Raw genomic sequence first — 13410 nt, forward strand, 5'->3', positions numbered from 1 at the left:
AATTTTAATTCTTAATTTTCTATTCTTATTGAGTATATTTATTATACCAGAAAATTTTAATTTTGGTAATAATTTTTTTTCCCGAGTTTCCCAGTTTCATAAGGTAATTTTAAAAAAGTATCTGGTTTTAGGGACTTTTTTAAGTTTTTTGGTAAAAGTTGGTTACAATTTTATTAGTGATTTATTAAGATATCAAAGTAAAAATCATATCTATTTCAAATGTTTGGATCGCTAGGGACACCATCGTGTTTTTTAAATATAATTTGCTGATCTAAAGTGTTAAATTCAACCCTTTGTCTTAATTTTTGCAACATCGATACTAAACCAACTTAGTTAATTTTTGTTTTTTCATAATTTATAATTATACCATAAAATTACTTAAAATGCTACCAAATGCTACTTATAAAATTAAGGTTTTACATTAAAAAAACACCGATTTACGGGTGTTTCTTCATATTTATATTCACTAAAAAGTGAATTTTTGTCTTAAAACTGGGAAACTCGGGATTTTCTATTCTTATTGAGTATATTTATTATACCAGAAAATTTTAATTTTGGTAATAATTTTTTTTTATTTTTTTAAATTGTTTTTTAAGGTAAAATTTAATTAATTAAATAGCAAATAAAAACCAAATGGAGGTAAAAATGACAGAGGTTTTATATATAAAGTCACATTTAAACCAAAATTCAACTTCTAACAATGTTGCAAAACTTTTTATTGAACATTATAAAGAGCAAAATCCTGATGCAATTATTAGTGAATTTGATCTTAATGATTATAAAGTTGGACAAATTTCCCTAAATTCAGAAAATTTTTCAAGTTTTTGAAAAGAAGTTGATGCTGATTTTTGAATTGAAAAACTAAAACAAGCCAAAAAAGTAATTATTTCATCACCGATAATAAATTGAGGCTATTCAGCCCAAATTAAAAATTTTTTTGATGCAGTTTGTCTTGCTGATCGTACATTTTCTTATAAATATTCAAAAAAAGGTGGAGCAATTGGTCTTCTTGATAATATTGAAAATGTCCAAATTATACTAAGCTCACATTCAAAACAAGAAGAACTACCAAGTCCAAATCCAGCTGAGACAATCATTGGTACTTTTAATTTTCTTGGTGCTAAAAAAATTAATAATCCCCTTATTATTGAACAGTCTTATAAATATAAAGAAAATGGCTTTGATGAGACTCTTGTAAATCAAATCAAAGATACAGCCAAAAGTTTTTAAAAAAATAAAAATAGGAAAATTATGAATATTCTAGTTTTAAAGTCATCAGTTAATGAAAGAAAAGGATCATATTCTTCGACTCTTTCAGATCTTTTTGTTAAATTTTATAGGGAATTTAATCCTGAGGATCAAATCGAAGTTCTTGATCTAAATAAATTTGCGATTGCTAACATTAATTTAACAGAAAAAAATTTTCAAAATGGTAGTTTTTACCAAAATGCACAAGCAGAGTTTTGAATTGATAAATTAAAAAAAGTAGATAAAGTTGTTTTTTCAACTTCAATGACAAATTTTAATTATTCAGCCACAACTAAAAACTTTTTTGATGCAATTACAATCCCAAATCAAACCTTTAGTCTTAATAAAGAAACTGGCGAGTATCACGGATTATTAGATAATATAAAAAATGTACAAATTCTTACAGCCCAAGGAGCCCCAATTGGTTGATATCCATTTGGAAATCATACTGCCTTAATTAAACAAATTTTTGAATTTTTAGGTGCTAAAATTGTCTCAAGCCCTTTTGTTCTTGCTGGAACAAAAGTAGTGCCAGCAAATCAGCTATCAATTAGCGATTTTGTTGAGCAACATCAGACTGAAATTAAAAAATTAGCACAAAATTTTTAAAATATAGAAAAACAAGTATAATTTTATAATTGATTTAAAAAAAATTATAAGGACTAACATGAAAAAAAATATCCATCCTGTTCAACACGATTTAGCTCTAACTTGTTCAACTTGTAATTCAGAATTTACTATCAAAACAGTAGTTGATAAATTTACAATTGATATTTGTTCTGGTTGCCATCCTCAGTTTACTGGTGATAGATCACTTAGTCGAACTACCGGAAGAATTGAAAGATTTCGTCGTATGGCAGCAAAAGCGCAAAAAAATCCTGTAAAAAAATAGTTAATAATTTTAAATATGATTACAAAATTAAATAAATTACAAGCAAATCTAACTGTTTTGTATACTAATTTGAAAAATTTTCATTGAAACCTACAAGATGTAGATTTTTTAGTTATTCATAAATATACAGACAAATTAGCAAAAAAAACAATTGAATTTGTTGACGAAGTCGCTGAAAAAATCCGTTCACTAGGACAAGTTGCAATTTCAAGTTTTGATGAAATTAGTCAAAATTCAGATTTAGAAATATTTAATTCAAAAATTTGAACTTCTGAAGTAGCACTTGAAAAAATTGGCAAACAAATCAAGCTAATTCTTGAAGTTTGCAAAAATATCCAACAAGACGAGTCAAATTTTGAAATTCAACATTTAATTTTCCCGTTAATTGATGAACTGGTTCTTTACTATCATAAAGAACTTTGAATAATTCATGCACAAAAATCAAATAATTAATCTTATTTATGATTCAGAACCGATAAGAATTGATATTTTAGTTGCTAAATTAACTAATTCTTCGCGGGCTATTGCTCAAAATTTAATTTCAAATAAAAAAGTTTTAATTGATAATATTGTAACTTCTAAAAAAAATTTAGTTGTAAAATCTGGACAAACTATTATGATCATAAATGATTATATAAGTCCACAACCATCATTAAAAGCTGCTAAAATTGATTTTGAAATTATTTTTGAAGATGAAGATATTCTTTTAATTAATAAGCCAAAAAATTTAGTTGTTCATCCTGGTGTTGGTAATTGAGACGGAACACTTGTAAATGGAATTATTAATTTTTTAAAAAATAATCTCAGTGATCTTGATAAAGTTCGACCAGGAATTATCCATCGCCTTGATAAAGATACAAGCGGTCTTATTTTAGTAGCTAAAAATGCAAAATCACATTCATATTTTGCTGATCAATTAGCAAAAAGAGAAATTCAAAGATTTTATAAAGCAATAGTGGTTGGAAAAATACCTCATAAATTTATTAAAATAAATTTACCAATTGCTCGTGATTCTAAAAATCCCTTAAAAAAGACAGTTAGTTATTTTAATTCCAAACAGGCAATAACTAATGTTGAATTAATTAAGCATTTTGTTTATAAAAATCAAAATTTTAGCCTAATAAAATGCCAACTTGAGACTGGCAGAACTCATCAAATTCGCTTACATCTTGCTCATATAGGTTTTCCAGTTTATGGCGATCCAATTTATGGAACCAAAGTTGATAATTTAGGCCAAAGATTGCATGCTTACAAATTAATTTTTAGACACATTGACGGAAAAGAACTTGAATTTAGCACTGATCTGCCAAAGGAATTTATGATTGCCTTTAATGAAAAAATCTAAAAATTTTATTATCTTAGAGTATTTCATTAAAAAAAGAAACAAAGAAAAATTTTAAGCAAAAATTTACTATATAATAAGGATATCCCTAGTTTCCCAGTTTGATGAGATAATCTTAAAAGAGTGTCCGGTTTTGGGCGCTTTTTTAACTTTTTTGGCAAAAGTTAATTACCTATTTTTTACCGATTTATTAAGATAACTGGAAAACTCAGGACAAGTAACTACCAAACGAAAAACACTGAATTTTAAATCTAACACTCACAAAAGAAAAACCTACTTATTAACCAAAAAAGCAGGCTAAAAAGCAAAATTATGAAATGTTTAAACTACCTTTTTTAGTTAAAAGCTGACAAAAACAATAAAAAAATACAACTACTATTTAAACTCGATGCAAATAGAAAACTCGTTTTTATTTGCATCGAGGCTAAAAAAACATATGAAGTTTTGAAAGAACAATAACCAAAAGCCCTAAATTTGAAGATTTCTAAACAGTTAAATTTAAGGCATTCCATCATATTTAAAAAATGATGGATAATTCGCATTTTCTGATTTTATCATGCAAAAAACATAATCAATTCCCCCTTAATTCAATATCAAAATTTATTAATTCATTCTTAGTGATGGTTATTATAACATAATTTTTTCTTAGACCAAACATTTTTTTTTTTTTTTTGCAAAGCTTATTTTAAAATAATAAAAATTAAGATTTTAGCCTCAAAAATCGCGGATTTACGGGTATTTTTGCATATTTATGTTCACTAAAATTGAATTTTTGCCATCAAACTGGCAAACTCAGAAAAAAAGAAACAAAGAAAAAAATTTGAAAGCAAAAATTTACTATATAATAAGTATATATAGTAAATTTTTTTACTTCAAAGAAATGGGGTGATTTATGAAAATAAATAACAAAAATATTAAAAAAATTATTGGTCTAAGTTCATTAACCAATTTAACATTTGCTAGCTTGTTGATTAGTGTTCCAGTAATTACACCCGAGTTTCCCAGTTTCATAAGGTAATTTTAAAAAAGTATCCGGTTTTAGGGACTTTTTTAAGTTTTTTGGTAAAAGTTGGTTACAATTTTATTAGTGATTTATTAAGATATCAAAGTAAAAATCATATCTATTTCAAATGTTTGGATCGCTAGGGACACCATCGTGTTTTTTAAATATAATTTGCTGATCTAAAGTGTTAAATTCAACCCTTTGTCTTAATTTTTGCAACATCGATACTAAACCAACTTAGTTAATTTTTGTTTTTTCATAATTTATAATTATACCATAAAATTACTTAAAATGCTACCAAATGCTACTTATAAAATTAAGGTTTTACATTAAAAAAACACCGATTTACGGGTGTTTCTTCATATTTATATTCACTAAAAAGTGAATTTTTGTCTTAAAACTGGGAAACTCGGGAAAATAAATAACAAAAATATTAAAAAAATTATTGGTCTAAGTTCATTAACCAATTTAACATTTGCTAGCTTGTTGATTAGTGTTCCAGTAATTACAGTTGTTTCCCTGAAAAATTGGCATCAAAAAGATTCAACAAGTCTGACTTATAATGAAGAATTTAATAATTTTTTAGATACAGAAGCTAATAACGTTATTAGCCAATTGGAGCAAAATTCTAGCGTTAATTTTTTAAATGTTCAAGATGTTGACCAGGAAGCACGAAAAATTGGCAATCTTGGTAGATTTAAAAAAGATTTCAATAATTTTATTAATAAAGTAAAAGCAAATCCAAGGGCAAATCTTGAAAAACTTGCAAAAGATACTTTAGCTACAAAAGGCATTAATTATGACCAATTAAAAAAACAATATCAACACAAAGTCAAAATGCCAGCAGTAACATTTTCATACAAATACAAACCACAAAACCGTTGATCTATGGGTAATGTCCCATTCCCTTGAGATCCTAGAAAAATAAGCTTTCGCAGAGTACCAGCCTCCGGAGTTCCACAAAACAATGATACTTATAATAGATATTCAGCCGGAGTATGAAGGTCACATGTAAAAACTGCTTCATTTGCAGCAATAAATTTTGGACTAGCCGTGGCTTATGGTTTTGCTCTTAATTTTGTTGCTGCTGTTTCAGCCGGTGCAGCAGGGTCAATGCTTAGTTATCTTTCAGTAAAATACAAAGAACTTTATGATCAACTACAAAAAGCTAAATTAGTACACCAATTTCAGACTTATTCGAAAAAAGGTGTGTCAAAATGAAACAATACAAATTCACAATTGAAGAGAAATTTAAATACATCAAAATTGCCGAATCTAGAGGCTTAAAAAACGCAATTTTGGATTTTGCAGAAGAATTTAGAGAAATTTACAAAAACAAATCTAAAAGTAAAAAAGCGGATAAAGAATGAATGTTGCATATATACGCTAATAATTTGATAAGAAATTGGCAAAAAAAGTTTTATAATAATGATATGAAAAGTTTAATTAGTACTCGTGGAAAAATCAAATCTCCACGCAAACCAAAGAAGAAATATACAATTAACGACCTTTCTGAAAATGATCGTGAAGTTTATCAAGAGATAATGGAGAATGTTCTTAGAAGATACGGAATTGACCCCGCAATTGTTCTTGAGGAACTCAAAAAACGAAAACAAGAGCAAGAAAAAGATAAAAACAAAATCGAAAATTCCACTAGAATTTGTAGTGTTTTTAACATTAATCGCACTTCTATTTATGAGAAAATAAGGGTAAAAAAACCACCAAAGAAAATGATTTATGATGAAAAATTACTTGAGTGAATTCGTGAAAATTTCCATTTGAATCGAAAGGTAAAAGGCCGAGACATCCTATATAATATTTACATAAATCAGGGAAATTATGTAAGCACGTACGTGTTTCAAAAACACTACGAATTTTTAGGATTAAAATCAATTGCTTATAAAAGGCAAGGAAAACCGGCGCCAAAAGAGAAAAAGTTTACACGAATTTGGACTGAAGATCATATCAAAGGTGAATTTTCCTCAGAAAATTTTGGTGAAAAATGGTTTGCTGATATTAAATTTATCAAAATTAACAACGAATGATTTTACCTACACTCAATTATTGAAACAAAATCCAATTACTTGCTCAATTTTTCGATTTCTAAAACAAGATTTTCAGAAGAAACTATAAACTTAGTGAAACAAACAATTAAAAAGTATAATATTAAACCAAAATTTTTCCATTCAGATCATGGTGTGGAATATGCAAACTACAAATTTGCTAATTTTTTGAAGCAAAATGGTATCCAACAATCAATGTCACCAAAAGGAAATGCTCTTGCAAACCGCCCTATTGAATATTTTTATGCAGTTTTTCAACGCGAATTAATTAATATTGAGGGCGAAAATTTTGAAAATGTGGCTATTGCTTATCAAAAAATAAGTTCATTTATTCATTGGTATAACTATGAAAGACCTCAAAGTTGCTTATCATATAAAACTCCAAGTTATTATATGAGGTAAATTATTTGTCCAAATTTTTAAAATGAACATGCTAGAAAAAATTAACAAAAGCGGTGTAATCAAAATCATAGGTAAAAAACTAATTGTCTGAGATTTTTCTACCAATTTATCAACTACAAAAAGCTCCTTTTGATATTAGCGATAAAATCAAAGGACAAATGGCAAGCCATGCAAATGCAATTGGTATTGCAGGTAGCGTTAACAAATGACTTCGAGGAGTTTTAACTCTTGCAAATAATGTTAGAAAAATACAAACAACTGTTAGACCAGCATTATTAGCTTCAAGTGTTCTTTCAAATGCTGGCGCTATTATTTCATTAATCGATTTAACTCAAGGACTCATTAGCGAACTTATAGACCGTCTAGTGATTATTGATAATTAATTTGAAATTTTTAGGAAATAGTAAGTAAAAAATCAATATAAACTCAAAAAAAGCCACTTATTTATTTAAGTGGTTTTTTTGAGCTTAAAAAATTAATTTATTATATGGTGCTCTCGACAAGACTTGAACTTGCACCCGTTTCCGGATTAGAACCTCAATCTAACGTGTATACCAATTTCACCACGAGAGCTTATATGGCGGATCAGACAGGATTTGAACCTGCGCGGGTTTTTTTCAACCCCTAATACGTTTCCAACATATCCTCTTAAGCCTCTTGAGTACTGATCCAAAGTAACATAAGATTTACACTATAATTATACAACAAAAAAGGATTACTATTAATTTAGATTCAAATTTTTAAACTTCTAAATTAAAGGAAATAAAAGTTCAAAAGAACGGCTCCTAAGAATAAATGATTAGCAAAGGGTTAAGTTTTGAATGAACAATATATCTAAAAATTCATTAATGATTTTTTGTTATTCATGATAATTATAACACAAAAAAAATTTTTAGTAAAAAATTTTTGAAATATAACCATCACGAAAGAAAAATCTACTTAACAGTCAAATAAAGCAAACTAAAAAAGCTAAAATTTTAGCCTAAAAAGCAAAATTATAAAATTTCTAAACTACTTTTTTAGTTCAAAACACTGATAAAAATCATAAAAAATACAACTGCTATTTAAACTCAATTTAAATAGAAAACTCGTTTTTATTTAAATTGAGCCTAAAAAATATGTGAAGTTTTGAAAGAGCCATAACCAAAAGCCATAAATTTATAGATTTCTAAACGGTTAAATTTATGGCAATCCATCATATTTAAAAACATAATGGAAAATTCGCAATATCTGATTTTCTTAGACAAAAAACATAACCAATTCCCCTTAATTCAATATCAAAATTTATTAATTATTCTTAGTGAATCTAATTGTAACATAAATTTTTTTTAGACCAAGCATTTTTTTTTTTTTGTAAAAGGTTGATTTTAATGTATTATGCAATATTTTAAAACATAGTTCAAAATTTGAATTATTTGATTTTATTAGGCAAAAAACATATTTAATCCCTCCTTAATTCTAATGTCAAAATTTATTAATTATTCTTAGTTGAAGTGATTATAACATATTTTTTTCTTAGACCAAGCATTTTTTTTTTTTTTTTGCAAAAGGCTAAATTTAATGCATTCTGGCATATTTCAAGCATAGTGCAAAAATTCGCATTTTCTGATTTTTTTAGACAAAAAAAATAACTATTCCTCTTAATTCTAATGTCAACAATTTATTAATTCATTCTTAGGTGAGGTTTATTATAACAGAATTTTTTTCTAGACCAAACATTTTTTTTTTTTTTTTGCAAAAGGTTAAATTTAAGTCCTTGCTAATTCCAATATCAAAATTTATTAATTCATTCTTAGGTGAGGTTAATTATAACAGAATTTTTTTCTAGACCAAACATTTTTTTTTTTTTTTGAAAAAGGCGAAATTTAAAATAATAGAAACCCCCTTTGGTTAAAACCAAAGGGGTAATTTATATTTGTTTGATTAGTGTTAAATCAAAAACAAGCTGATTCAATTGCTGATGTTCCTTTTATAGTATCATACATAAAAGTCTTTCCTCCTATTGGTAATGATTTATCAATTGAATCAAATTCAAATCTAGTTTTAATTGATACAAAAACTCAAACTTTAACTTTTAATATTTCAAATCTTGAACCAGGAGCAATTTATAGAGTAACCGAAATTATTCCTTATGATCCAGCAATTAAAGAAAGTCATAAAATTGAAAAGTTTGAACATGATAAACAACTTTTAGAATTTCTTAAAGATGTTGATGGCCTACCAGTTAAAAGTGCTTCTAAAAGCGGATCAAAATTCAACGACATCTATTTTGCTCCTCTCAACGTTCCTGTTAGTCTTGAGGCAGCCTGATCTCACCCACTAAGATATGACTATTATGAAGGTGAGCAAGTCTATGTTAGATTTAACGAGCAGGCGGGGACTGTAATAACTGAGGATTGACTAAAGAAAAATCTTGAAGTTACATTAATCCCTCATAGAACTCATCAAAACAACCAAGTAACAAACCAAAATCCTGTTAAAAAGGAATTAAGTAGTGTAGGTCAATATACTCCAAAGAGTAAAGGTGAATTTTCTAATGATGTTACCTTATCCGACTTAAAATGAGATCCTCAAAGTGTAACGGCAACATTTAAGTTGCAACCAAAAACTTTAAAGTCAATTGTTGGTGCGCAAATTAAAGTCACAATGAAGGATATAAATAACTATCAAGTTGATCCTAGTCAGGCTGATAGTACTAATGGTAGTCCTGGTACTCAAGGTACTACCTCTGGTGTCGCCAGTCAATCTACCCCCGCTAAATCCCAATCCATAACATTTAGACTCCAATCTAGTGCGGCAATTGTTACCCCAACTAATGTCGACTATATGAACCCAGGGCTAATGGGCTTTAGTTATGCAATTTATGATCCACTTGATTTGATTCAAAAAACTGGAAAAGATTATAATCCTTTTGGGGATTTTGCCCACTTGACTCCTTATGATGAACAGGATTGGCTGAAAGTTGTTATTAATAAACAATTTGGTCATTCAGTTAGCCAGAAGCGAATTGGTATCCCTGATAGTCAAATTTTTAATAACCCAAGGTGGGATACTGGTCAGCCAGTTCAGGATATTGAAGTTCCCGAAGAGCCAGTTGCAATTAGAACCAAAACCGATGCTGGCTTTGGGATAAAATATGTGACACTTTACTGAAGAATTAATACAAATTTAGGTACTTTCCAACTGCCGCCAAAGTTTGCAAATGCAAAGCCGCTCTGATACCCAGCCGGTAAAGTTGTCAATTTGCCAATTTCACTCCAATTCAAAAACCCAGATATAACTAGCCCAGCTTCGACTTATTCTTTTGTTTTGAATTCACCTTATGCTACCCCTGGGCATATAATGCCGTATGCAACTACCTCTAACCCTCATGATGCTTTGTCGATAGTAACCGAAGGATCAAACTACTGAGGAAGATGAAATAGAACTTGAGGCGATAAGAATGACGATACTCACGTACTTCCTCGAATCAATAAATTCCCAAAAAATATTTCGAAAGTATTTTGGTCCGCACCTTCGGTTGAATGAACAACAAATGATGGTCACCTTAATGATATTTTTTATTTAAATAGAGCAATACCTAGACTAAGCGGTAATCCAGGCCTTTCAATAAACACTGGACTTCCGAATGGTGGTACTCAATATAGAGGTGGGACCTGAACAATTTTATATGTAAAAAATAAAGAAGGATCCAAAAACAAACCTGATTTATCGAAAGTGAATCTTACCTTTAATTCAGGTCAACAAAATTTTAACGCCCCACAATTTGTAAACCAACAAGGCAGATCTTCTTGAATAATCTCCATTAACCCACAAGGTTACTGGTCATCCACTATTATACGACCCACTTAATTACTATGCAATGTTAGGTCCATTCAAACCACCCGAACTGCCAGAATAATTCTAATAGCATAAAAAAAGATAAAGAGATAAAAGAACAGCAGGCATGCTGTTCTTTTATAAATAGATAACAAATCTAAGTTAATATACCCGAGTTTCCCAGTTTTAAGACAAAAATTCACTTTTTAGTGAATATAAATATGAAGAAACACCCGTAAATCGGTGTTTTTTTAATGTAAAACCTTAATTTTATAAGTAGCATTTGGTAGCATTTTAAGTAATTTTATGGTATAATTATAAATTATGAAAAAACAAAAATTAACTAAGTTGGTTTAGTATCGATGTTGCAAAAATTAAGACAAAGGGTTGAATTTAACACTTTAGATCAGCAAATTATATTTAAAAAACACGATGGTGTCCCTAGCGATCCAAACATTTGAAATAGATATGATTTTTACTTTGATATCTTAATAAATCACTAATAAAATTGTAACCAACTTTTACCAAAAAACTTAAAAAAGTCCCTAAAACCGGATACTTTTTTAAAATTACCTTATGAAACTGGGAAACTCGGGATAGATAACAAATCTAAGTTAATATATTAATTTCAGGCACATTCAAAAAAGGTGTGTCAAAATGGAGCAATACAGACTTACAGTTGAAGAGAAATTTAGATATACCAAAATTGCCAATCTATCGGTTAAAAATGGTAATTTTACATTTTGCAGAAGAATTTAGAGAAATTTACAAGAAAATTGAAAAGTAAAATTACACATAATGAATTAATTTTGCATATATATGACAATAATTTAATAACAAATCGCCAAAAAAGCTTGATAAATCTAAGAAAAATATATCTCAGAGCAAATCAAAAAAATAACAATTAACACCTTTTAAAAATGATCGTGTAATTTATCAAGAAATAATAGAATATGTCTTAAAAAGTCAGAATTATTGTACAATCTTTCTTGAGGAAATCAAAAAAAGGAAAACAAGAAAAAGATAAAGAAAAATTTGAAAATAGTGGAAGAATTTTTAGTATTTTAAGCAAAGACAATGTCAGGCGCCAATTCTATTGAATTTCTTTATGCCCATTTTGCAACGAAAATTGATTATATTAAGAATAAAAATTTCGAAAATATAACAATTGCTCATCAAGAATAATCTCATTTATTGATTGGTATAATAATTCAAGACTCCAAAGTTTTTTGTCATGCAAAAGCCAAGTTTTATATATGGCGAATTATTTATTCAGATTTTTTTTAAAAATTAACAAAAGTGGTGCAATCAATATCATAGATAAAAAACTAATTGTCTGAATTTTTTCCGCTAATTTACTGGGAAACTCAGGAGTAAATATTTTTCCCGAGTTTCCCAGTTTTAAGACAAAAATTCACTTTTTAGTGAATATAAATATGAAGAAACACCCGTAAATCGGTGTTTTTTTAATGTAAAACCTTAATTTTATAAGTAGCATTTGGTAGCATTTTAAGTAATTTTATGGTATAATTATAAATTATGAAAAAACAAAAATTAACTAAGTTGGTTTAGTATCGATGTTGCAAAAATTAAGACAAAGGGTTGAATTTAACACTTTAGATCAGCAAATTATATTTAAAAAACACGATGGTGTCCCTAGCGATCCAAACATTTGAAATAGATATGATTTTTACTTTGATATCTTAATAAATCACTAATAAAATTGTAACCAACTTTTACCAAAAAACTTAAAAAAGTCCCTAAAACCGGATACTTTTTTAAAATTACCTTATGAAACTGGGAAACTCGGGAGGAGTAAATATTTTTAATTTTTAAAATTAGTAAAAGAACAGCGTGTCCGCTGTTCTTTTTTTGTTTTTGTATTTATACCCGAGTTTCCCAGTTTTAAGACAAAAATTCACTTTTTAGTGAATATAAATATGAAGAAACACCCGTAAATCGGTGTTTTTTTAATGTAAAACCTTAATTTTATAAGTAGCATTTGGTAGCATTTTAAGTAATTTTATGGTATAATTATAAATTATGAAAAAACAAAAATTAACTAAGTTGGTTTAGTATCGATGTTGCAAAAATTAAGACAAAGGGTTGAATTTAACACTTTAGATCAGCAAATTATATTTAAAAAACACGATGGTGTCCCTAGCGATCCAAACATTTGAAATAGATATGATTTTTACTTTGATATCTTAATAAATCACTAATAAAATTGTAACCAACTTTTACCAAAAAACTTAAAAAAGTCCCTAAAACCGGATACTCCCGAGTTTCCCAGTTTTAAGGCAAAAATTCACTTTTTAGTGAATATAAATATGAAAAAACACCCGTAAATCAGTGTTTTTTGAACGTAAAACCTTAATTTATATTAATGTCATTTAATTGCATTTTAAGTAATTTTATGGTATAATTATAAATTATGAAAAAACAAAATAAAGATGGTTTTATTGAAGTAAACAAATTGTTTGGCAAAAAACCTAAATATTTTAAGGAAATTTCAAACATGAAATTTGAAACAAGTTATTTGGAAACAATCAATATTTTGATATCTTAATAAATTACTAATAAAATTGTAATTAACTTTTACCAAAAAACTTAAAAAATTGCCTAAAACCGGATGCTTTTT

16 protein-coding genes and 2 tRNA genes are annotated in these 13410 nt (G+C 27.8%); 14 read left to right on the forward strand and 4 right to left on the reverse strand.

The window, feature by feature from the left end; translation table 4 throughout:
- Nucleotides 1-173: 173 nt before the first annotated feature.
- Entirely contained in the window at nt 174-314 is a 141-nt protein-coding gene (locus tag V3249_RS02465) for a hypothetical protein (protein WP_252263094.1), read from the reverse strand.
- A 331-nt stretch (nt 315-645) separates the two neighbouring features.
- On the opposite strand from V3249_RS02465, the gene V3249_RS02470 reads away from it, so the two are divergent.
- The 6 genes from V3249_RS02470 (at nt 646) to V3249_RS02495 (ending at nt 4500) form a co-directional block, all read left to right on the forward strand.
- Nucleotides 646-1230 carry an FMN-dependent NADH-azoreductase gene (locus V3249_RS02470; RefSeq protein WP_337902609.1) on the forward strand — a complete coding sequence of 195 codons (585 nt, stop codon included), beginning with the start codon at nt 646-648 and terminating at the stop codon, nt 1228-1230.
- 21 nt (nt 1231-1251) lie between these two features.
- Nucleotides 1252-1857 carry an FMN-dependent NADH-azoreductase gene (locus V3249_RS02475; RefSeq protein ID WP_337897040.1) on the forward strand — a complete coding sequence of 202 codons (606 nt, stop codon included), beginning with the start codon at nt 1252-1254 and terminating at the stop codon, nt 1855-1857.
- A gap of 58 nt (nt 1858-1915) precedes the next feature.
- Nucleotides 1916-2140 carry a 50S ribosomal protein L31 gene (gene rpmE / locus V3249_RS02480; RefSeq protein ID WP_044283875.1) on the forward strand — a complete coding sequence of 75 codons (225 nt, stop codon included), beginning with the start codon at nt 1916-1918 and terminating at the stop codon, nt 2138-2140.
- A gap of 15 nt (nt 2141-2155) precedes the next feature.
- A complete protein-coding gene (locus V3249_RS02485) occupies nt 2156-2593 on the forward strand; it encodes a Dps family protein (protein ID WP_044283876.1) in 438 nt (145 codons plus the stop codon).
- Entirely contained in the window at nt 2571-3485 is a 915-nt protein-coding gene (locus tag V3249_RS02490; RefSeq protein WP_337897039.1) for an RluA family pseudouridine synthase, read from the forward strand. The genes V3249_RS02485 and V3249_RS02490 overlap by 23 nt, the downstream gene beginning before the upstream one ends.
- Before the next feature lie 889 nt (nt 3486-4374).
- A complete protein-coding gene (locus tag V3249_RS02495) occupies nt 4375-4500 on the forward strand; it encodes a hypothetical protein (protein ID WP_337896799.1) in 126 nt (41 codons plus the stop codon).
- Between the two features lie 66 nt (nt 4501-4566).
- Here the strand turns inward: V3249_RS02495 and V3249_RS02500 are convergent, their stop codons facing one another.
- Entirely contained in the window at nt 4567-4707 is a 141-nt protein-coding gene (locus V3249_RS02500) for a hypothetical protein (protein WP_252263094.1), read from the reverse strand.
- 159 nt (nt 4708-4866) lie between these two features.
- On the opposite strand from V3249_RS02500, the gene V3249_RS02505 reads away from it, so the two are divergent.
- From V3249_RS02505 to V3249_RS02515, 3 genes are all read left to right on the forward strand, one after another.
- Nucleotides 4867-5772 (forward strand): hypothetical protein, encoded by a 906-nt coding sequence (locus V3249_RS02505; protein ID WP_337896800.1) that lies wholly within the window; start codon nt 4867-4869, stop codon nt 5770-5772.
- Nucleotides 5703-6950: an IS3 family transposase gene (locus tag V3249_RS02510; protein ID WP_341517453.1), complete on the forward strand. Its 1248-nt coding sequence runs from the start codon at nt 5703-5705 to the stop codon at nt 6948-6950. Before V3249_RS02505 ends, V3249_RS02510 begins: the two co-directional genes overlap by 70 nt.
- Before the next feature lie 83 nt (nt 6951-7033).
- The gene (locus V3249_RS02515) at nt 7034-7333 is read left to right on the forward strand and encodes a hypothetical protein (RefSeq protein WP_337897134.1); all 300 of its coding nucleotides are present in this window, start codon (nt 7034-7036) and stop codon (nt 7331-7333) included.
- Nucleotides 7334-7438: 105 nt separating this feature from the next.
- On the opposite strand, the gene V3249_RS02520 is transcribed toward V3249_RS02515, so the two are convergent.
- Together V3249_RS02520 and V3249_RS02525 are read right to left on the reverse strand one after the other, a co-directional pair.
- Nucleotides 7439-7523, reverse strand: a tRNA-Leu gene (locus tag V3249_RS02520).
- A gap of 5 nt (nt 7524-7528) precedes the next feature.
- Nucleotides 7529-7621: transfer RNA gene (locus tag V3249_RS02525), tRNA-Ser, on the reverse strand.
- Nucleotides 7622-8876: 1255 nt separating this feature from the next.
- Between V3249_RS02525 and V3249_RS02530 the strand changes: the two genes are divergently transcribed.
- From V3249_RS02530 to V3249_RS02550, 5 genes are all read left to right on the forward strand, one after another.
- The gene (locus V3249_RS02530) at nt 8877-10802 is read left to right on the forward strand and encodes a hypothetical protein (protein ID WP_341517454.1); all 1926 of its coding nucleotides are present in this window, start codon (nt 8877-8879) and stop codon (nt 10800-10802) included.
- A 329-nt stretch (nt 10803-11131) separates the two neighbouring features.
- Nucleotides 11132-11272: a hypothetical protein gene (locus V3249_RS02535; protein WP_252263094.1), complete on the forward strand. Its 141-nt coding sequence runs from the start codon at nt 11132-11134 to the stop codon at nt 11270-11272.
- A 1074-nt stretch (nt 11273-12346) separates the two neighbouring features.
- Nucleotides 12347-12487, forward strand: a complete 141-nt coding sequence (locus tag V3249_RS02540; protein ID WP_252263094.1) for a hypothetical protein — start codon at nt 12347-12349, stop codon at nt 12485-12487.
- Between the two features lie 363 nt (nt 12488-12850).
- Complete coding sequence (locus V3249_RS02545; RefSeq protein WP_252263094.1) at nt 12851-12991, forward strand: hypothetical protein; 141 nt, start codon at nt 12851-12853, stop codon at nt 12989-12991.
- A 212-nt stretch (nt 12992-13203) separates the two neighbouring features.
- Nucleotides 13204-13338, forward strand: coding sequence for a hypothetical protein (locus V3249_RS02550; protein ID WP_286673274.1), 135 nt, complete (start codon nt 13204-13206; stop codon nt 13336-13338).
- Nucleotides 13339-13410 lie beyond the last annotated feature (72 nt).

The sequence above is a fragment of the Mesomycoplasma ovipneumoniae genome, assembly GCF_038095995.1.
GTDB classification, from domain to species: domain Bacteria; phylum Bacillota_I; class Bacilli_A; order Mycoplasmatales; family Metamycoplasmataceae; genus Mesomycoplasma; species Mesomycoplasma ovipneumoniae_F.